The sequence below is a fragment of the Streptomyces sp. NBC_00009 genome, assembly GCF_045040855.1.
In the GTDB taxonomy this organism is placed as follows: Bacteria; Actinomycetota; Actinomycetes; order Streptomycetales; family Streptomycetaceae; genus Streptomyces; species Streptomyces aureus.
Genome location: NZ_CP108312.1, coordinates 8,870,205 through 8,890,209, shown reverse-complemented (window position 1 = coordinate 8,890,209; position 20,005 = coordinate 8,870,205). Strand labels below are relative to the sequence as shown.

The 20,005-nt window shown below is 67.7% G+C and carries 19 protein-coding genes and 2 pseudogenes; 12 read left to right on the top strand and 9 right to left on the bottom strand.

The features are described 5' to 3' along the window. Window positions 1-206: 206 nt before the first annotated feature. Complete coding sequence (locus OHA58_RS40545) at window positions 207-1,664, bottom strand: MFS transporter (protein ID WP_405475018.1); 1,458 nt, start codon at window positions 1,662-1,664, stop codon at window positions 207-209. A 361-nt stretch (window positions 1,665-2,025) separates the two neighbouring features. Next, entirely contained in the window at window positions 2,026-2,688 is a 663-nt protein-coding gene (locus OHA58_RS40540) for a ScbR family autoregulator-binding transcription factor (protein ID WP_405475021.1), read from the bottom strand. A gap of 565 nt (window positions 2,689-3,253) precedes the next feature. Here OHA58_RS40540 and OHA58_RS40535 point away from each other — a divergent pair. Continuing rightward, window positions 3,254-3,994: a transposase gene (locus OHA58_RS40535; RefSeq protein ID WP_405484645.1), complete on the top strand. Its 741-nt coding sequence runs from the start codon at window positions 3,254-3,256 to the stop codon at window positions 3,992-3,994. 371 nt (window positions 3,995-4,365) lie between these two features. On the opposite strand, the gene OHA58_RS40530 is transcribed toward OHA58_RS40535, so the two are convergent. Further along, on the bottom strand, window positions 4,366-5,259 hold the full coding sequence (locus OHA58_RS40530) for a helix-turn-helix transcriptional regulator (protein WP_405475027.1): 894 nt from the start codon (window positions 5,257-5,259) through the stop codon (window positions 4,366-4,368). Between the two features lie 875 nt (window positions 5,260-6,134). Continuing rightward, window positions 6,135-6,974, bottom strand: coding sequence for an SDR family oxidoreductase (locus tag OHA58_RS40525; protein ID WP_405475030.1), 840 nt, complete (start codon window positions 6,972-6,974; stop codon window positions 6,135-6,137). A gap of 92 nt (window positions 6,975-7,066) precedes the next feature. On the opposite strand from OHA58_RS40525, the gene OHA58_RS40520 reads away from it, so the two are divergent. Together OHA58_RS40520 and OHA58_RS40515 are read left to right on the top strand one after the other, a co-directional pair. After that, complete coding sequence (locus OHA58_RS40520; protein WP_405475033.1) at window positions 7,067-7,519, top strand: winged helix-turn-helix transcriptional regulator; 453 nt, start codon at window positions 7,067-7,069, stop codon at window positions 7,517-7,519. A 178-nt stretch (window positions 7,520-7,697) separates the two neighbouring features. Then, window positions 7,698-8,696 carry an RNA-binding protein gene (locus OHA58_RS40515; RefSeq protein WP_405475034.1) on the top strand — a complete coding sequence of 333 codons (999 nt, stop codon included), beginning with the start codon at window positions 7,698-7,700 and terminating at the stop codon, window positions 8,694-8,696. Window positions 8,697-8,949: 253 nt separating this feature from the next. On the opposite strand, the gene OHA58_RS40510 is transcribed toward OHA58_RS40515, so the two are convergent. Next, on the bottom strand, window positions 8,950-9,345 hold the full coding sequence (locus tag OHA58_RS40510; protein ID WP_405475035.1) for a hypothetical protein: 396 nt from the start codon (window positions 9,343-9,345) through the stop codon (window positions 8,950-8,952). 73 nt (window positions 9,346-9,418) lie between these two features. Between OHA58_RS40510 and OHA58_RS40505 the strand changes: the two genes are divergently transcribed. Then, a complete protein-coding gene (locus tag OHA58_RS40505; protein ID WP_405475037.1) occupies window positions 9,419-9,775 on the top strand; it encodes a hypothetical protein in 357 nt (118 codons plus the stop codon). Window positions 9,776-10,162: 387 nt separating this feature from the next. Continuing rightward, on the top strand, window positions 10,163-10,729 hold the full coding sequence (locus OHA58_RS40500; RefSeq protein ID WP_405475040.1) for a dihydrofolate reductase family protein: 567 nt from the start codon (window positions 10,163-10,165) through the stop codon (window positions 10,727-10,729). A gap of 103 nt (window positions 10,730-10,832) precedes the next feature. On the opposite strand, the pseudogene OHA58_RS40495 reads toward OHA58_RS40500, so the two are convergent. Both OHA58_RS40495 and OHA58_RS40490 read right to left on the bottom strand, forming a co-directional pair. Then, window positions 10,833-11,075 (bottom strand): annotated as a pseudogene (locus OHA58_RS40495) (transcriptional regulator); the annotation flags it as partial. A gap of 22 nt (window positions 11,076-11,097) precedes the next feature. Beyond that, complete coding sequence (locus OHA58_RS40490; protein ID WP_405475042.1) at window positions 11,098-11,526, bottom strand: hypothetical protein; 429 nt, start codon at window positions 11,524-11,526, stop codon at window positions 11,098-11,100. A gap of 261 nt (window positions 11,527-11,787) precedes the next feature. Here OHA58_RS40490 and OHA58_RS40485 point away from each other — a divergent pair, with 261 nt between their 5' ends. The 4 genes and pseudogenes from OHA58_RS40485 to OHA58_RS40470 all read left to right on the top strand — a co-directional run bounded on the left by OHA58_RS40485 (window position 11,788) and on the right by OHA58_RS40470 (window position 15,602). After that, the gene (locus tag OHA58_RS40485) at window positions 11,788-12,483 is read left to right on the top strand and encodes a TetR/AcrR family transcriptional regulator (RefSeq protein ID WP_405475045.1); all 696 of its coding nucleotides are present in this window, start codon (window positions 11,788-11,790) and stop codon (window positions 12,481-12,483) included. Window positions 12,484-12,941: 458 nt separating this feature from the next. Then, window positions 12,942-13,846, top strand: a pseudogene (locus tag OHA58_RS40480) (IS3 family transposase); the annotation flags it as partial. A 48-nt stretch (window positions 13,847-13,894) separates the two neighbouring features. Then, window positions 13,895-15,268: an IS30 family transposase gene (locus OHA58_RS40475; RefSeq protein ID WP_405475047.1), complete on the top strand. Its 1,374-nt coding sequence runs from the start codon at window positions 13,895-13,897 to the stop codon at window positions 15,266-15,268. 10 nt (window positions 15,269-15,278) lie between these two features. Then, complete coding sequence (locus OHA58_RS40470; protein WP_405475050.1) at window positions 15,279-15,602, top strand: transposase; 324 nt, start codon at window positions 15,279-15,281, stop codon at window positions 15,600-15,602. Between the two features lie 152 nt (window positions 15,603-15,754). On the opposite strand, the gene OHA58_RS40465 is transcribed toward OHA58_RS40470, so the two are convergent. Both OHA58_RS40465 and OHA58_RS40460 read right to left on the bottom strand, forming a co-directional pair. Continuing rightward, on the bottom strand, window positions 15,755-16,150 hold the full coding sequence (locus OHA58_RS40465; RefSeq protein ID WP_405475052.1) for a hypothetical protein: 396 nt from the start codon (window positions 16,148-16,150) through the stop codon (window positions 15,755-15,757). A 78-nt stretch (window positions 16,151-16,228) separates the two neighbouring features. After that, window positions 16,229-16,798 (bottom strand): TetR/AcrR family transcriptional regulator, encoded by a 570-nt coding sequence (locus OHA58_RS40460; RefSeq protein ID WP_405475055.1) that lies wholly within the window; start codon window positions 16,796-16,798, stop codon window positions 16,229-16,231. A gap of 117 nt (window positions 16,799-16,915) precedes the next feature. Between OHA58_RS40460 and OHA58_RS40455 the strand changes: the two genes are divergently transcribed. From OHA58_RS40455 to OHA58_RS40445, 3 genes are all read left to right on the top strand, one after another. After that, window positions 16,916-17,608, top strand: coding sequence for an SDR family oxidoreductase (locus tag OHA58_RS40455; RefSeq protein WP_405475058.1), 693 nt, complete (start codon window positions 16,916-16,918; stop codon window positions 17,606-17,608). 56 nt (window positions 17,609-17,664) lie between these two features. Next, window positions 17,665-18,720 (top strand): aldo/keto reductase, encoded by a 1,056-nt coding sequence (locus OHA58_RS40450; protein WP_405475060.1) that lies wholly within the window; start codon window positions 17,665-17,667, stop codon window positions 18,718-18,720. A gap of 136 nt (window positions 18,721-18,856) precedes the next feature. Continuing rightward, complete coding sequence (locus OHA58_RS40445; protein ID WP_405475062.1) at window positions 18,857-19,861, top strand: NADP-dependent oxidoreductase; 1,005 nt, start codon at window positions 18,857-18,859, stop codon at window positions 19,859-19,861. Window positions 19,862-20,005: the final 144 nt, after the last annotated feature.

The following is a 20,005-nucleotide window of genomic DNA, read 5'->3' as shown; positions in this document are numbered from 1 at the left end:
TCGGGCGGAGGGCATCAAAGCTCCTGTCAGGGTGGGGTCATCAACTGACAGTGAACTGTTTGGCATTGTCGGCCACAACGGTTTTCAAAATGTCCGACCGCATTAAGGGGAGTACACGCAATTGCGTCTGGCGGCAGCGGTTTTCGGCACATGCCTGTGCCCGGTTCCACGTCTGTGTGGAACCGGGCGGGTAGGCGTCTTGGCGTTTAGGCGGCGTGGGCGGGTTCCTGCTTGCCGGCGGCCGGGATGCGCAGCAGCGTAGCGGCGACCAGGAGCGCCACGAGGCAGGCGATTCCGGCGACGACCACGGCCGCGTGCAGGCCACCGAGGGTGGCCAGTTTCGCGGTGGTGGTGGAGGCGAGCGCAGAGGAGCGGGCCGTCACGATGGCGGCCAGCCCGGCGACGCCGATGGCGCCGACGAACTGCGGCATCTGCGACAGCGCCCCGGCGATGCCCTGTTCGTCGTCACGCAGTCCCGAGGTGAGGGTGGTGATGAAGGCGACCACCGACAGGACGTGGCCGAAGCCCATGGCGCCCGAGGTCACCAGGAGCAGCGCGAGGTTGCCGTCGGCGGGCAGCCACACCATGGCTGCGGTGCCCAGGCCCTGCACGAGCAGACCGGCGATCATAGTCTGGCGGGTGCCCCAGGATCCGATGAGGCGGGAGGCGAGGCTTCCGGCGATCATGGCGGTGACGCCCTCGGCGAGGAAGCCGAGTCCGGTGCTCAGGGCGGAGTAGCCGAGCACGTCCTGCATGTAGAGGCTGAGCAGGACGGTGGTTCCGCCGCACATGCCGAAGGTGAAGAATCCGACGACGAACGACCACTTCACGGTGGGGCGCTTGAGCATCTCGACGGAGACCAGGGGGGCGGGGTGACGGGCCTCGACGGCGAGGAAGACGCCGATCAGGACGACGGCGGCGATGAGCGCACCGAGGGTGGAGCCGCTGGTCCAGCCGGCGTCGGTGCCCGTGGAGATGCCGTAGACGAGGGCGAAGAGGCCGGCGCTGGCCAGGATGGCGCCGGGCACGTCGAGGCGGGTGGCGACCCGTGCTCCGTCCTTGGGCAGGAGGGTGGAGGCACCCACCAGGATCACGGCACCGATGATGACCATGATGAGCATGGTCCAGCGCCAGCTGAGCCCGCTGGTGATGAGGCCGCCGCCGATGGTGCCGACGACGAAGCCCAGCGACAGCAGGGCGCCGTTGACCGCGAGGGCCTTGGTGCGCTGGGGGCCTTCCTTGAAGGAGGCGGTCATCAGGGCGATGGCGGTGGGGCCGATCATGGCGGCAGCGATGCCCTGGCCTGCGCGGGCCGCGATCAGGATGCCGGGGTTGGCGGCCGTTCCCGCGACGAGCGAGAGCAGCGTGAACAGGGCGACTCCGAGGATGAACAGCCGGCGCCGGCCGACGAGGTCGGAAACCTTGCCGAACAGAAGCAGGAGGCTGGCGGTGGGCAGCAGGCAGGCGGTGGCGACCCACTGGAGGTCACCCGTGGTAGCGAAGTTCAGGTCCCGGCCGATCTCGGGCAGTGCCACGGTCACGATCGAGAAGTCCAGGGCGATGAGGAATGTTGCACTGCACAGGGTGATCAGTGTCAGCCAGCCCCGGACGCCGAGGCTCTCAGGTGCTGTGGACTGCTGGGTGGGGGTATCGGTTACCACCATGGTGGTTTGCCTCTCACAAGCGATCAGCGGGTAGGTACGGATAAGCCTGTGGCGTGCGTTGTCCGCTGCCCAGGGCTCTGCGATGGATAGGCCTGCGGTGCCTACCACTGGCAGGTGCAGGTTCTGCGACTCTTCAGACCATCGGGTCAAGTGAAGGGGCAGGCAATCCGATCCACAACCACGGCCTGCGCATTTACCGAAGTTGCCGAAGTCGTTGCCGTCCGGGGCCGCATGGTGCGGTGGCTCACGCGAACCTCTGCATCGCCCTCCCCCACCGCAGTTCAGATCGCGATCCTCTACATCGCCCTCCCCCACCACAGTTCAGATGTGGATGGGGGTGTCAGGTCCCGTCCGTACGGGCTCAGAGAAGTGAACTGCTCGCCTGCGGCTGGAAGTCGGCGGGCTCGATGGCGATATCGGGCAGTACCAATTTCCAGACGCGTGTGAGCCAGGCCCGCGAGTCACTGGTCGTCCCGGACGCGCATGCGGGAATGACTTCGGCGAGGATCCCCCGATGCCTGGTGGTGATTTCCAGTCCGGCAATGAGGTGCGCAACGAAGGCCGCCACCGCGTGTACGTCGGCATCGCCGGGCAGGCTGCGGTCCGAGCGCGCCTCAAGAAGCCATGTCCTGACGGGCTTGGTCCATGTCCGGTCCCAATCCATGGCGGCTCCTGCAACCGGGCCCCGTTCGCGGCTGAGCCTCAGGCCGGCGCGGGTGACCCGGTCTTGCTGCAGAATGTCGGCGAGGGTGTGGGTCACGTCGATCACTGCCTGCAGGGCGGGCAGTTGAGCATGTGCGACCTTGGCGATCGCGTGCCGGGCACGCCGGCAGGACAGGGCCTGGACCGCGTCCGCGAGTTCCGCCTTGGAAGCGAAATGGAAGGTGAGGGCTCCTTTGGAGACGCCCGCCGTGGAGCTGATGGCGTTCAGGGCGGCCGCTTCGTATCCGACGTCGTCGAAGACATGAGCGGCGGCTTCCATCAGTGACCGTCTTGTCTGCTCGGCTCTTTCCTGCCTGGCCACGTCGCCACTCCTCTCGCCCTGATCCCACGCATCTACCGACCCCCTCCCCCCGCCTTTCCCGCATAAAAACCTACCATGCGGTATCTTTGCGGATGAGGCCTGCACCAGCCGTCCCGGCGTCTCAAATGGCACGCACCGACATTGCTGTACCCGGCTTCCTTTGGGCAAGGGACCTGCCGCTACCCAGGCAGGTGCGCCGGCCGACCTTGGCAAGTAGTGCGGAAACTCCAAGCCTTCTCATATGCCAATGGCAGTAATGCGGTGGGGATGAGTACTCCAGCCGGACTTCTTCATCACTGCTGGTCAACGGCTTGGGTGCGGGGAGTGCAGCGGGGTGGGTTTGAGTCGGGGCGGTCTTGGCGGACCGCCCCGCGAACGTGTGCCCACGCCGCATGCAGTGACAACGGACCGAGCAGCCCACAGGCGTGATCAATGATGCGCCCACGAGCGTGCGGGGCCAGGAACTCGAGAATCTGTTCCTGCGGGCCGGAGCCTGGTTCGTCCGGGCAGAGCCACGACGCCGGATGCGGGATTATGTGCGCGAACTGGCGGACTGTTGGGCCCGGTGGGCCCGGTGGGCCGCAAGAACGGCCGGCAGCTCGCCGAGCACGCCGGCCATGCCACCTTGGACGGACTTCAGCACGTGCCGGCCCGCAGCCATGGGGACGCCGGCCGTCTCCGCGATGACCTGCAGTCCTCTGCGGCAGAGCAACTCGGCGCATCAGACGGTGTGTTGATCATCGATGACACCGGCTTCGTCAAGAAGGGCACCACCTCGGCCGGGGTGCAACAACCATATGCCGCAACGGCGGGCCGGACCGGAAGACGCCGGTCTGTCCCACGTCGTCGCGGTGCCCACCTCGCAGCAGGTCCACGGCCCGCGCATCGACCACCTCATCGCCCAGGCCCCACCCGAGGCATGGCAACCCCTGTCCTGCGGCGACGGCGCCAAGAAAGAGCGGCGCTACGCATGCGCCGCCCGGCCGCCCGCCGTCCGGGAGTTCGACGGCGAAATACCCACCCGGCAACGCTGGATGCCCGCCCGCCGCAGCACCACCAGACCCGACGAGATCGCCTCCTACCTGGCCAGTGCACCACCGGACGCCACCGCCCGCGAACCGGGCCCGCATCGCGGGATGCCGCTGAAAGACCGAGGAGTGCTTCCAGGGCGCGAACAACGAGTGCGGCCCGCACCCGTACGAACTCCGCCGCCACGCCGGCTGGAACCGGCACATCACACTCGTCATGCTCGCGCACACCTTCCTCGCCGCGATGGCTGTCCAGGAACGCGAAAAAGGGGGGGTGACGCGGCCGACACACCCGACCTCGTGGATCTCACCCCGGCAGAAACCCGCCGTCCGCCGGCAGTTGAACCCCACCGCCGCCCTCCACGACGCCCTCCACGACGCGAGCACACGGTGAGGTTCTCGCACTCAAGACGCCGCCACCCAGCACGCGCCCGACACTGCCGCCACATGCGGCATGGGCACACGTTCGCGGGACGGTCCGCCACGACCGCCCCGCACCCGCCCGACCCCCGCCACACTCCCCCACCCAAGCCGTTGACCAGCAGTAACGAAGAAGTCCGGCGGGAATACCAGGCCCGGCCTGGCGACAGCGGGGGATGTGTGCCGCCAGGCCGGGAGTCTTGCGGGACGACAAACGCGACCGCGAGGGTCAGTCGCCCTCGTCCACCGCGTGCACCGGCCGGCGCACACTCTCGGCCGGTGCGCTCATGCCGATCAGAAGCCGCAGGGCGGCGTCCGAAGGCGAGCCGGGCTCGGCGTTGAAGACGGACACACGCTGCCCCTGATCAAAAGGCAGGTCCATCAGTTCGTTGGCCAGCGTCATCGGACCCACCAGCGGGTGCTGGAAATCCCGCGTGAGGCGGGCACACGGCTGGACGGGATGCGCGGCCCACAGCGCAGCGAACTCCGGGCTGCGCAGAGTGAGTTCACCGATGAGTTCCGCCAGCTTCGGGGCGTCGGGAAAACGCCCCGCCGTCAGACGCAGATCCGCCACCGTGTCACGGGCCTTTTCCTTCCAGTCCGCATAAAGCTCTCGGGTATGACTGTCCAGAAAGACAAGCCGTGCGGCATTGGGCCGTTCCACACGCCGGCCCGGCGCCTCGAAGTCGAGGTGTCCTGCCACAAGCGCGTGAGCGGCCCGATTCCAGTACAGGACGTCACCATAGCGGCCCATGACCAGACCAGGCACACCGCCCAGCGAATCGACCATCAACTGGACACCGGGCCGCACCCGTTCAGCCCGGGAGCGCCTTGGCGCCCGCGGCCGGGTACGGGCCAGACTGTGCAGGTGCGAGCGTTCCGTGTCGTCGAGCTGCAGAACACGGGCAATCGCATCAAGCACAGCATCCGACGCGTTCGGACTCTGCCCCTGCTCCAGCCGCGTGTAGTAGCCCGCACTGACCCCCGCCAGCTGCGCCAGCTCCTCCCTGCGCAATCCCGGCACACGCCGACGCCCTCCGTAATCCACCAGGCCCACATCTTCAGGACGCAGCCGAGCCCGACGCGAGCGCAGGAACCTTCCAAGTTCGGATCGTTGCCCCATGACCCCAGCATGACCCGCTCCCCGCCATCGTGCCTGCACCTGGCAGTTGCAGGCACCATGGCACACATCACAACCCGCCCGCTCCAGCAACACTGAAACCACGACCACCCGCCGAATCCGGTGATACCAGTTGAATCCACCATAGAAAACAAACCGTCAGGTTCACACCTTTGCCGCGAATGCCGAACCCGACCCCGCTCCGGCACACGTAGCGGCATCACCGCAACGACACCACGACGAACTTGCCCGCCGTCGGCAGATCACGAGGAAATCGCAGGCAGGAGCTGTGCATTCACCCCGACCAGCACCCGCACCCCGGACAGGCCGCCCGCCCTGCGGTCGTACGGGCCTCGACCCGGACAACCGTGTCGATCACCTCGACCGATTCCACCAACACGCCCTCGACCGAGGAAAACAGCAGCTCGTTCAACTGCGGCAGCACTGCGTTCACGGCGAAGGACGAGCACCAATCTGCGGTGATCTGCCAGCTGCCCCACCGATCCGAGCCAGTTCCAGCCATACATCATCGTTGCCGAGGCGTATCCGCGGCTGTTCCATCGTCGCCCTCCGACATCCCTGGCCTGGGCTCAAGATCTTATGGGATCGACTCGCGCGATGTCCGTACCCGTTCGTCTGGCAGGCGCTGGCCGCCAATCTCCATACGGCGCCTGACACTCTGCTGGAAGTGAGTCCGGCCGTCCGGCGATCACGGCCCTGGGCCACCCGCAGCTGCCGGGACTGCCTGGGCTGGGGCTGGATCGACCGCCCCCGCTGCAAGGCGCTCTTGAGCTCTGGCTGGTGGTGGGCGGTGACGGGGCCGCCCCGTGCGGCCGTAGTCGCACGAGGCTGCCCGGGCACTTCAGCTGAGTTGTGCCTCAGCGAAAAGCGGCGATGCGACGGGCGGCCCAGTCGTTGAAAGGACGCGGGGCGCGGCCGAGGACTCGTTCCACGTCTGAGCTGATCCGCCGTTCGGCGGGGTTCGGGGCGGAGATGATGTCCAGGGTGTCGTCGGCGAGCTCCGGCGGCACGAACTGGGTCATCGCGGCCTTGGCCTCCTCCCGGGTGAGTTCGTGGAACTGCACCGGCGAGCCGAGCACGGCGGCGATGACCTCCGTCTGCTGACGGGGCGTGATCACCTCGGGCCCGGTCAGCTCGAAGATTCCGCCGGTGTGACGGTCGTCCAGTAGGCAGGCCGCCGCGACCTCGGCGATGTCCGCCGGGTCGACGATCGGAACCCCGACATCGCCGAAGGGTGCGGCGACCGTCCCTTGCGTGCGGACGGACTCCGCCCACGCCAAGGCGTTGGAGGCGAAGCCGCCCGGTCGCAGGATGGCCCATTCCAGGCCGGTCTCTCTCAACGCGTCCTCCACCGCGCGCATCGCGATCCGCGACGGGCCGAGCGGCCTGGTCGCCACGCCCTGCGAAGACAGCAGGACGACCCGGCGGACCCCTCTGGCAGCGGCCAGGTCGATAAGGTCGGTCGGCCTGGCTTCGGGGGCGTGCAGGTCGCCGGACAGCAGGAGGAACAGCGCCTTCGCCCCGTCCAAAGCGGGAGTGAGGCCCTGTGGCTCGGCCAAGTCAGCCGGTACGTGCCGGACCCCGTCCGGCATTGCCGCCGCGTGCCGTGACACCGCCGTCACCTGCTCGCCCGCCTCGGCCAGGGCCTGCGTCAAGGGCCGGCCCACATTTCCGGTAGCCCCGGTCACCACGATCATGTTCAGCTCCTAGTCCGTTGTGCACTGCGGCAATTGACGCTAGGAGGCAGGCTTACTTTTTGTAAGAACATACCCAGAGGTAAGCTCCGGACATGAGGGAAGGCGCGCAGCTGACGCAGGCCGAGGCGAGCAATCGGTATGAGGTGTTTCACACCGACTGCCCTGCGCGCGACGTGGTCGACCACGTGACCAGCAGGTGGGGTATCTGGGTGCTGATCTCCTTGCGGAGCAACGACCTTCGGTTTTACGAGCTGCGCGACAGCATCCAGGGCATCAGTGAGAAGATGCTCGCTCAGACACTGCGCGCGCTGGTCCAGGACGACCTGGTCTGGCGGAAGGTCGAGCCGACGACGCCACCCCAAGTCACCTACGGGCTGACTGAGTTTGGCCAGGACGTCGGTGAGCCACTGACGGACTTGTTCGACCGGATCACGCAGCGGCTGGCAGCCGACGGGGCGTCCGCCACGGAGCGGCTGAGCGCAACAGGCCGCCCAGCCAGTCTCAGTTCCGTGGCCGATCGGCCACGGAATAGCCACCGGCCGTGAGATTCGGCCAGCCAATCCGAGATCCCACACCTGGATGTAGGATCTCGCGGCTCGTGCCATAGAGCATTGCGCTGACCAGCATTTTCCTGATCTGTCTCAAGACGTTGCCCTACGCCTCTGTCTCACCTCCCATGGCATTTCCTCGCGGGGCGACACGAGCGTGCTGGATGATGGGGCGGTGCAGTTCCCCTACGTCTACCGCGTCACCAAGTACGACCCCGCCGACCGTGACGAACACGGGTGTTACACCGGCAGTGAGGACATCGTCAGCGATCACGGCGAGGTCGAGGCGTCTTACCTTCAGGCGGTCGCGGCCTTCGCCAGGGACACCGGCGTCGATCACCTGGCCGTACGTGAACCACAGATTCCGTCCTACGTGCACTTCGGTGTGGAGCCTCCGGTGGACGGCTTTGGGTTGGACGGGCTCTTCCCTGCCGGCCCTACCGGTTTTCACGACGGGGCAGAAGTACCGCTCGAAATCGGGCTGCAGCTGGTGCGCGCCATGCTGCGCGACAACGGCGCCTGGTGCCGGCTGGAGGCGGAAGGCGCGTTCGCGGTCCATGTGGGATGGGACCAATACCTCTACATCAGCAGCAGCCGGCCTTGCGAGGAAGCGTTGGCCCACGCCCGGGAGCTCGGACTGTTCCCGGAACGCCTGGACGCCTCCCCGTACGCCTTCGGGGCCGAGGAGGAAGAGCAGGGCATCCAGCGGCCCGGCGATGACGACTTCTGGGCCGACCTGCACAGGGCAGTCGCCACCGGCCGTGCAGGAATCCTGGAAGAGACATATCTCGAAGGTGCCTCACGATGGCACCACCTCACCAGCGACACCATCGACCCCGTTCGCGTTGGACTGGCTCCCCGGGCCCGTCTCGCCGTCTGGCCGTCCCTGTCCACCGACATCGACGTCGTCCTGGGAGCCCTGCCCGCTGATGGCCTCGTCGAAGGCGTGTGGCAGGACGACGACGGCAGCATCCACAGCGCCGTCGCCGGCGAGGACGGGTTCCCCGAACTGACCGCCCGGATATCCCGTGCCCATGCCGCCGCGCTTCTGTCTGTATATGCGGGTGAATCTATGCCTCTGTGCACTGCTGTCATGCCCGACAACGACGGAGTCCTACGGGCTCGTTGGCGAACCGAGCCGACGCCGAGCGACCGCGACTGGGCACTTCGTTAGCCCCAAGGGTGAGCGCTTCGACCGGCCTGTCTCAGATTGGCGGCCGACCGGCCATCGAGTGACCATCGCTCGTGAGATTCGGCCACGGAATCTGAGATCCCACACAGGCTGTAGGTTCTCACTTTCGGTGTCATGCGCCGACGCTGCGACTTGGACGTTTCCCTTCAGTCTCACGACGGGTCGGCCGGCGGCTGTCTCAGAGCGATGTCATTTCCTCAGACTGTCCACCAGGCTGCGCCACTGCCCGAGGGCGTCACGAACCTGCATCGGCAGCTATCCGTTCCATCCAATTGCGCACGGTCACTGCTCGCGCGATGCGGTTGACGATGTCCTTCTTGGACGCCGTGTCCAGAGTCTGCGGGATCTTGTCGAAGGTGTCGGGAAGGACGTCGAGCAGACCCCAGGTCTGTTCGCCGGTGTAGACGGTCAGCAGTTGCTGGCACCTCCACTGCAGCGGCATCTCGGGACGGTGTGTGAGCCGCTGCACGAGCGTTGGGAACAGGTAGTGCGTCGCCTCTGCGGCGAGGTGCGCTTGGAGCCAGTCGACGGGGAGTCGCTGGCTGAAGCCGTGCATGGCGGCGTCCTGGGCCAGGTCGAGGAGCTGGCTGGTGTCGACGGCTCGGACGGTGCGAGGAAGAGCTGGGCCCATGCCGAGAGGATGCCAAGGAGCCGCATCATGAGATCACCGGGGCGGTGTCAGAGTCGTGCTGGAGGATCAAGCCATGCTGATTGCAACTGATGAGGCAGGGCGCGTGGTGAAGAAGCCCTCGAAGCCGGCGATAGGCAGGATGCTGGCCAACCTCCAGCGCGGAAACGCGCATCTAGTCCTGGAGCGCGTGGAGGAGGACCTGGAGGGCAGCTGGTATGTCCAAGTGCTGCTGCGTGACGACAACACGTACCAACTCGAATTCCGGGACGGTGTAGCGGCCGAGCACTATCAGACGCGGACCCTCTCTCAGGAGAAGATCCTGACCGCCATGCTCGGCTGGGCGGCCGGTAAGCCGGACTGGAAGGACTGCTTCATGTGGAACAACATCGGCTCGCAGCTCGGGGCCGATGACGCCCAGCACCAGGGCTGACACGACCTTGACCTCGCACTTTGCGTCATGAGTCACCACTTTGAACAGCGGCTATGTGCAAGCGATATGCAGTCAGCCGTGAGACTGTGCAGCGAAATTGGAGACCCTACAAGCCTGGTGTAGGGTCTCGCCGCTCGTGACATGTCGATCTTGCGTGACCTGGGCGTTCTTGGCTGTCTCACGGCCTTGTCACCCATGATCAGTCTCAAATCCGTGGCATTTCCTCGCGAGGGCGAGGTCGAGATCAGGCGGCTTGTCCGAGTCGGCCGAGTACACCACGCTGAGCCCCGAGCACGAGGACTACCGGCGAGCCCAGATCGCGCACCGACGAGTTTCCCGCGCCGCGCTGGTCTATACGCCGGACACCCACGGACGGAAGGCTGCGCCATGCGGAAACTGATCTACGGCATGAACCTGACCCTGGACGGCTACATCGCCGCGGCCGGCGACGACATCGGCTGGAGCGGACCGCCGAGCGACGAGCTGTTCCAGTGGTGGCTCGACCACGAGCAGGCGAGTGGCCTGTCGCTGTATGGGCGCAAGCTGTGGCAGACGATGAGCTCCTACTGGCCGACCGGCGACCAGCAGCCGGGCGCCACCCCGGCGGAGATCGAGTTCGCGCGGAACTGGCGGGACACGCCGAAGGTGGTGTTCTCCTCGACGATCGACAAGGTCGACTGGAACACCCGCCTGGTCACCGGCGACGCGATCGCCGAGATCACCCGGCTCAAGGCCGAGGACGGCGGCCCAATGAACATCGGCGGCGCAACGCTCGCCGGGGCGGCCATGCGCGCCGGGCTGATCGACGAGTACGCGATCGCCGCCTATCCGGTCCTGGTGGGCAGCGGCACGCCGTTCTTCACCGCGCTGGACAGCTGGGTGAACCTGAACCTGGTGGAGACGCGGACGTTTCCCGGCGGCGTGGTCCTGACCAGGTACGAGACGAGGCGCTGAGCAGCAGCACCCACGCGCTCGTCTCACGGTGATGTCGTATACGACATCGGTACGACACGACCCGTGAGATTACGACATCAGCCGCGAGACCCTACAGCAGCCGTCAGGCAGCGAAGCCGATGTTCATGACGTACACGTAGGCGCCGTAGTCGGATCCGAGGTCGACGGTGATGCCGTCGAACCATGCCTCGTCCATGGCCTCGTCGTCATCGGCTGCCCATGCCTGCACCATCCGGTCCCAGTGCCGCACATTGAGGGTGCGGAAGGAAACGTCACGCTGGAGTGGTCGGGGGACCTGGGACTGGTTGAGGGGATGGAACTCGACGCGGGTGCCCCGGCCTTGCCGGAGTGGGGCGGCTCGGGCCGCGTCAGCTGTGGTTCAGGGACCACGCGACCTGGTCCTCGTACCAGCGGGCGGCGCTGACACCGTGCCACGAGGCCGCTGCGTCGACCTGGTCCTCGTACCAGCGGGCGGCGCTGACACCGTGCCACGAGGCCGCTGCGTCGACCTGGTCCTCGTACCAGCGGGCGGCGCTGACGCCGCGCCACGAGGCCGCTTCGCCCTCGTGGTCCGCAGCCCGTACGTGGCGCACAGTGTCCTGCCCACGGTGGTCGTCATCCGTGTGGTGGCCGGCTTGCTCGCTGTTGGTCGCGGAGGTGGCGGACACGTACTGCGTGTGCTGCACGGGCACCGAAGTCGCGGCTGCCGACGCCGAGCCGCCGGCTCCGAGAAGGGCTCCGCCGGCCAGTGCCGTGGAGGCGAGTGCGATCGAGACGCGCTTGGTCATGCTGTTCATGGTCATTTCCCTTGCGAGACTGCCGCGGTTTCGCCGAACTGGCGGCCGCCGCTCTATGTGAACCGAGATCCGGAAATCCCGGGTCAGTCGGCTTGCCGCAAGGTCATCCGGAGGGGTGCCTCACATTCGGCTCTGCCACCGTACCCGAGGGGTGCCTCATGTTTGCGGTGAGGCTCATCACAGCACGTCGGAGGGGCGAGATTGCGATCGGAAACATGACAACAACCGAATTCGAGGGGGGCCTCATGTTACGCTCGAACCATGAGCCACCACCACGCCCCGTCCGCGAGGGAGACGCCGACGAAACCCCTGCGCCGTGACGCACAGCGCAACAGGGACGCGATCGTGGCCGCCGCCCGCACGGCCTTCTCCGAGCAGGGCCTCGGGGCGTCCCTGGAGGGCGTCGCCCGCGAGGCCGGCGTCGCGATCGGCACGCTCTACCGCCACTTCCCCACCCGGCTCGACCTGGTCGAAACACTCTTCAACGCGAAGTACACGGAACTGCTCACCGCCGCGGAAGAAGCCGCAGCCATGGACGATGCCTGGGAGGGGTTCTGCCGCTACCTGGAGAAGCTCTGCAAGCTGCAGGCCTGCGACCGCGCCTTCAACGACCTGGTCTCGGCACGGCTGCCCCTTCACGTGGCCGGCCGCGAGATGTACGAACGCACCAAGGAACTCTGCGTCCAGATCATGCGCAACGCCCAGGAACAGGGCGTCCTGCGCGGCGACGTCACCGCGCAGGACATCGCCTTCGTGATCTGGTCCCAAGCCGGGATCATCCAGGCCACACGCACCATCGCCCCCCAAGCCTGGCGCCGCCACCTCCACCTGATGCTCGACGCCTTCCGCACCGAGGGCTCCCACGAACTGCCCGAACCTCCTCTGACCAGCCAGCAGGTCGACCAGACCCTCGTCACTCTCGAGTGCACCGAAGAGGGCTGCCGCGAGCAGTCCTGACCACACGAGAGACGAGGCCGCCGACAACAGCTGCGCATCACACCGGACCGGCGCCACACCGGACCGGCACCTCGGCCGACCGGCCGGGAAGACCCCGGACAGCACTCCGGGCGGCAGGACCACGGCCCGTCCGACCGCCGTCTCCGGCTGCCCCGGCCCGTGCTGTCACACGCCGCCCGCATCTCACAGGGCATCCACAGACGCCGGTGGCTGCGGGCGCCTTCACCGTTCATGGGATCAGCGATGCGCTGGTCGCGGATGCGTCGACCTGGGACCAAGTTGATCTGGGAGTCGGCGTATGTACCGGTGGCTCACGTGAAGCGTTGTTCGTCTGCCTCGACGTATCCGAAGGGGTCTGGTGCAGGGTTGGGTGACAGGTTGACCTGCCCCACGGGCCTTGACCCTTGATCCTGGACACACGAGACACTGGATCCTGAGGATCTGAGGACGGACATCTCGTGGTCATGAAGAACTATCCGCCGCAGTTCAAGGCGGACGCGGTCGCGCTGTACCAGTCGCGGCCCGAGGCGACGATCCGGCAGGTCGCTGCCGATCTGGGAATCAACCCCGAGACCTTGCGGAACTGGGTGCGGGCAGCCGGCGTGAGCCGGCCGCGGGGACGCCGGGCGGAGGTGCCGACCGAGCCGCCGACGCCGTTGGAGGCGGAGAACGCCGCTCTGCGCAAGAAGGTCCGTGAGCTGGAGGAGGAACGCGAGATCCTGCGCAAGGCGGCGAAGTATTTTGCCGGGGAGACGCGCTGGTGAACCGCTTCCAGTTCGTTGCCGACCACCACCGCCGCTACGGCGTGAAGCGGCTGTGCACCATCCTCAACATCGCCCGCTCCAGCTTCTACTACTGGCGTCGGACGGCCGCAGACCGGGCCGCCCGGCAGGCGGCCGACACCCGCCTCGCCGCCCGGATACGGGCCGTGCACCGCGAGTCGGACGGCACCTATGGCGTTCCGAGGATCACCGCCGAGCTCCGCGAGGCGGGTGAACGCGTCAACCACAAGCGGATCGCGCGGGTGATGCGGGGTGCCGGTCTGGCGGGCGTTCGCCTGCGCCGCAGACATCGCACCACTGTTGCGGACCCGGCCGCGGCGAAGGCCCCGGACCTCGTCGGCCGCGACTTCACAGCAAGCGAGCCGAACACGAAGTACGTCGGCGACATCACCTATCTCCCGCTGGACGGCGGGAAGTTCCTGTATTTGGGTACCGTCATCGACCTCGCCTCACGCCGCCTGGCCGGCTGGGCGATCGCGAACCACATGCGCACCGACCTCGTCACCGACGCTCTGACCGCCGCCGAACGCACCCGCGGAAGCCTCGCCGGGGCGGTCATACACACCGACCACGGGGCCCAAGGCGGATTCAACTGATCGTCGCAACACCTCGTAGTCAGAGGTGGAGTGATGGGTGTTGGTCCGCAGCAACGCAAGGCTCGTGAGTATCGGGGGCAGATGCCATCGCCGGGCCGGCCGACGGTCGCATGGCGGGAGGACCGCATGCGGTTCTGGGCTGCGATCGCCCGGGGGCTCCGATCGGAGGAAGCGGGAGTCGAGGCCGGGGTGTCGCCCGCGGTCGGGACGCGGTGGTTTCGCCACGCTGGCGGCGTGGGACCGAATCTCTCCCCGACGGTGTCGGGACGCTATCTGTCGTTCGCGGAGCGTGAGGACATCGCCGTGTGGCGGGCTCAGGACATCGGGGTCCGCGAGATCGCGCGTCGGCTGTGCCGCTCACCTTCGACCATCTCCCGGGAGCTGCGCCGGAATGCGTCCACGCGTACCTACCGTTTGGAGTATCGGGCGACCACCGCGCAGTGGCATGCCGAGCGCAGAGCACAGCGGCCGAGGACCGCGAAGCTGGCCGGCAACGAGCGGCTGTGTGAATACGTGCAGGACAGGCTCGCCGGGGTGATCCGGGCGGCAGACGGAATGCCAGTGACGGGGCCCAAGACGCCCCAGTGGAAGGGCCGCAACAAGCCCCGGCGGCAGGACCGACGGTGGGCGACGTCGTGGAGTCCGCAGCAGATCTCGAACCGACTCAAGGCCGACTTCCCCGATGATGAGTCCATGCGCATCTCGCACGAGGCGATCTACCAGGCCCTCTATGTCCAGGGCCGCGGCGCGCTCAAGCGCGAACTGGTCGCCTGTCTGCGTACCGGTCGTGCGTTGCGCGTCCCGCGCGCTCGAGCGCAGCGCAGGCCCGGTGGCCACGTCACGTCCGAGGTGATGATCAGTGAACGGCCGGCTGAGGCCGAGGACCGAGCGGTCCCGGGCCACTGGGAAGGCGACCTCATCATCGGCCTGAACCGCTCGGCGATCGGCACGCTCGTCGAGCGCACGAGCAGGTTCACGATGCTGCTGCACCTGCCCCGAATGGACGGCTACGGCCTCGAACCACGGGTGAAGAACGGCCCGGCACTGGCCGGCCGTGGCGCCGAGGCCGTGAAGGACGCGATCGCCGACACGATCACCGCGCTGCCCGAACACCTGCGTCGGTCACTGACCTGGGACCGCGGCACGGAGCTGGCCCAGCATGCTCAACTCCGCATCGACACCGGCCTGAAGGTCTACTTCGCCGACCCGCACAGTCCCTGGCAGCGGGGCACCAACGAGAACACGAACGGACTCCTTCGCCAGTACTTCCCGAAAGGCACGGACCTGTCGCGATGGGACGCCAACGAGCTCGAGGCTGTTGCCCTCGCACTCAATAACAGGCCCCGCAAAACCCTCGACTGGAAGACACCCGCCGAAGTCCTCAACCAGCACCTACTCTTGATCTAAAAGACCGGTGTTGCGACGACCGATTGAGTCAGGGCAATACACCAGCCGGGCCTTCGCCGACGCCTGCCGCCAGGCCGGCCTCCGCCAGTCCATGAGCGCGATCGGCTCCAGCGCGGACAACGCGCTTGCCGAGTCCTTCAACGCGACCTTCAAACGCGAGACGCTTCAGAGCCGCAAGACCTGGTCCAGCGAACGCGAGGCCCGCCTCGACGCGTTCCGCTGGCTCAACCGCTACAACACCCGACGCCGTCACTCCCGCCTCGGACACCGCAGTCCCATCGCTTACGAGACAGCACTCGACACAACATCAACTAGCCTGGCCCAAGCCGCATAGCCCGTGTCCAAGATTCCGGGTCAAGGCCCAACTGGGGTTTCCCCATCCGCTTGGCTTCCGGCCGCTACAACGCCATCGGGCACCTGGAGATCCCACGGCCTCTCTCCGCCGCAATGCGCGCCGTGGTGATGACGCCGTTCGCCCTTGATCGCTTACGCGTCATCACGCAAATCCCAGGCCACGAGACCGTCGCTGCCGCCGCCCGCATCTTCTACAACGGGCGGAGCGGCGCCCTGCGACAACGCATGACAGGCATCGAAAGGGCCGCCGGCTTCACCATCATCGACCGAATCAGCAGACCTCTCGCACCGACCGAGCAGGGGCAAGAGTTCCTGCACGAAGCGGCCGGAATCCTCCGCACCGCCGATGCAGCCGGAGAGCCTCGATGAGTGCACCACTGCGTCAACGCCTTCCTGCGGCACAGGGCCGGCCTCCGGATCATCGACCGGGACACCCGCCCCCTCGCGCCAACGCCCCGCGGGCGCGACTTCCTCCGAGAAGCACAGCAGATCCTGCACATCGCAGACGACGCCGAACCAATCCGGCACGATCCACAGTGAGCACAGGGCCAGGTGCCGCAGATAGTGTCAGCTCGGCCCCCGTGTTCGCTGGATCACCCGCATCGCCTACTCGACCGCCGCGCCCCTGATCAGGGCTGCGTGCGCGGCGGCAAGGATCTCCTCCGAGAGTGGAGAGCCCTTGGTGGCCCGGGACAGGACCAGCGCACCGAACAGGGTGCAGAGGCGGACGATGCCGTCCTGGTCGTCACCGCCGAGGAAGTCGGCGAAGTCGGCCACCCCCTCGGTGTAGACACGACGGGCCTCTCGACCCCCACCTTCGCGTGCGATGTCCGTGGCGAGCGCGGCGACCGGGCAGCCGTCCGCCGGGTCGTCGCGGTGTTCGACGGAGAGGTAGGCGTCGATCAGCGCTCGCTGGGCGGCGTCGCGCCGCCCTTCGTACTGCGCGAGCCCGGCGGTGTGACCCCGGGCGAGCTCGTCGAAGGCGTGGGCGGTGGCCTCGTCGACGAGCGCTTCCTTGGAAGCGAACTGCTTGTAGAAGGCGCCGTGGGTCAGGCCGGCCGCCTTCATCAGGTCGGCGACGCTCACCTGAGTTCCCTGCTCCCGGAACAGCCGCGAGGCGGTGTCCACCACCCGCCTGCGGTTCTCCTCCGCCTGCGTCTGCGATACGCGGCCCATGATCACCCTCTCATTTGGATGTCGACTGGCATCTATCGTAGACCCGTGTTTAGATTGGTTCCATAATCTAAATCGTGCGGGTGACCCGACGGCACCCGCCGTAGACCAGGAGCGGGCATGGAACTGAAGAATGCGGTCGCGGTCGTCACCGGCGCCAACCGGGGCCTCGGGCGGCACCTCGCCGCCCAGCTCGTGGAGCGCGGCGCGAAGGTGTACGCGGCCGCCCGCCGCCCCGAGACCGTCGATGTGCCGGGTGTCATCCCGCTGCGCCTCGACGTGACGGACGAGGCATCGATACAGGAGGCCACCCGCATCGCCTCGGATGCGACCCTGCTGATCAACAACGCGGGCATCTCCACCGGCGCGACGCTGATGGGAGGCGACGTCGCTGCGGTGCGCCGGGAGATGGAGACCAACTTCTTCGGCCCGCTCGCCGCGACCCGCGCCTTCGCCCCCGTCATCGAGGGCAACGGCGGCGGCGCCGTGCTCAACGTCCTGTCCGCCCTGTCCTGGTTCCACCCGGCAGGACTCGGCTCCTACGCCGCGTCCAAGGCCGCCGCTTGGGCGCTGAGCGACGCGACCCGTGAGGAGCTGGCACCGCGCGGGATCACCGTCTCGGCGCTGCACGTCGGCTACATGGACACCGACATGGCCGCCGGCGTGCCCGCCGACCAGAAGGTCGCCGCCGCCGACGTCGCGGCCCAGGCCCTGTACGGCATCGAGACCGGCCTGCCCGAGATCCTCGCCGACGAGACCAGCCGGTACGTCAAGCAGAGCCTGGCCGCGGCACCCCAGCCGAACGCAGGCTGACGCTCACCCCTCCACCCCGACGCGACCGCCTTCCCGCCTTCAAGCAAGGACATCTCATGCGTTACACAACCTTCGGACACCGGACCGGACTGCGCGTGTCCGAGTACGCGCTCGGCACCGCGAACTTCGGCACCGGCTGGGGCGCAGGCGCCGAGCCGGACGAGGCACGCCGGATCTTCGACCGGTTCGCCGAGGCCGGCGGCACCTTCCTCGACAGCGCGGACGGCTACCAGTTCGGCGAGTCTGAAGAGCTGACCGGAAAGCTGATCTCCGCCGACCGCGAGCACTTCGTGCTGGCCACCAAGTTCTCCCTCGGGGCCGCGCCGCAGCCGGACATCTCCAGGACCGGCAACAGCCGCAAAAACATGGTCGCCTCGGTCGAGGCCAGCCTGAAGCGCCTGGGCACCGACTACATCGACCTGCTGTGGGTGCACTTCCCCGACGAGCTCACTCCGATGGAGGAACTCCTGCGCGGACTCGACGACCTGGTGAGCGCCGGCAAGATCCACCACGCCGCACTGTCCAACTTCCCCGCCTGGCGCGTCTCGCGCGCGGTAACCCTCGCGGACCTGAAGAACTGGGCCCCGATCGTGGGCATCCAGCACGAGTACAGCCTCGTCGAGCGCACCGCCGACCGCGAACTGCTACCCATGGCCGAGAGCTTCGGGCTCGGCGCCGCCCTGTGGTCCCCGCTCGGCGGCGGACTACTCACCGGCAAGTACCGCGGCTCCGCCGAGGGGCGCCTGAGCGACCTGGGCGTGGTCATCCACACCGAGAGCACCGACCAGAAGACGGCCGTCGTCGACACCGTCCTGGCCATCGCCCAGGAGACCGGGGTGACGCCCGCCCAGGTGGCGGTCGCCTGGGTGCGCGAGCGCGCCGCCCGGTCCGTGGCGACGCTCGTCCCGATCATCGGCCCGCGCAACCTCGCCCAGCTCGACAGCTACCTCGGCGCCCTCGACGTTCAGCTGACCGACAAGCAGTACACCCGCCTGGCCGAGGTCAGCGCGGTGCCGCTCGGCATGCCCCACGAGGGGATTGCCGCCGCCCTGGACCGCCTCCAGGGCGGTGCCGCCGACCGCGTCGACGGCCCGGTCGTGCCAGTGGCCTGAAGAGCCAGCGCGGCTGAGGGAGCGGCGCCCCGCGCCGCAGCCAGGAGAGCAACACAAAACTGTCTCGTACTGGGAGAAGCCCGGGACGAACGAAGACCCCGTCCTCCCACGGACGGGAATCGGAACGGAGACGACGATGAAGGCTTTCCTGGTCGAGAAGTACGGCGGCCCGGCCGGGATGCGCGCCGCCGAGGTACCCGACCCGCAAGTGGGCGCCGAGGACGTCCTGGTCGAGATCCGGGCGGCGAGCGTCAACCCGCTGGACATCAAGCTCCGCGACGGGGACTTCAAGGCGTTCCTTCCTTACCGTCTCCCGCTCGTCCTGGGCAACGACCTCGCAGGGACGGTCGTCCGGGTCGGCCCGTCCGTCACCCGCTTCGCGGTGGGCGACGAGGTCTACGCCCGGCCCGACAAGGACCGAATCGGCACCTTCGCCGAACTCATCGCTGTCCACCAGGACGACCTGGCGCCCAAACCCGCCACGCTCACCATGGCCGAGGCCGCCTCCCTCCCCCTGGTCGCCCTGACCGCATGGCAGGCGCTGGTTGAGCGGGCACACGTGCAACCGGGTCAGAAGGTCCTCATCCACGCGGGCGCCGGCGGCCTCGGCTCCATCGCCGTCCAGCTGGCCAAGGCGCTGGGCGCGCACGTGGCCACCACCGTGAGCACCGCCAAGGTCGACCTGGCCAAGGACCTCGGCGCGGACGTCGTCGTCGACTACCGCACGCAGAACTTCGAGGAGATCCTCGACGGCTACGACGTCGTCCTCGACAGCCTCGGCGGCGAGAACCTCGCCAAATCCCTGCGCGTTCTCAAGCCCGGCGGCATGGCCATCAGCGTCGCGGGCCCGCCCGACCCCGCCTTCGCCCGTGAACTCGGCGTGAACCCGGTCCTCCGCCTGGCCATGACCGTGCTCAGCTTCAAAACCCGGCGCAACGCCAAGCGCCTCGGCGTGACGTACTCGTTCCTGTTCATGAAGGCCAGCGGCGACCAACTGCGCGAACTCGCACCGCTCCTCGACTCCGGGAAGATCCGCCCCGTCGTCGACGGCGTCTTCCCGTTCGACGAAACCCTTCAGGCCATGGAGTACGTCGAAAAGGGCCGGGCGAAGGCCGGCAAGGTCGTCGTCTCCATGACGTAGGGCGGGCACGCCGACATCGGCCAGCTCCACCAGAGCACCACCCACGTCGAGCTGGGCGTGATGTGTTCGGTCACGGGCAGGGCGCCCGGCTTCGGCAGGGCCGTCATCATCTGCCCCAGCAGACCCGCCACCACCCCGCGGCGG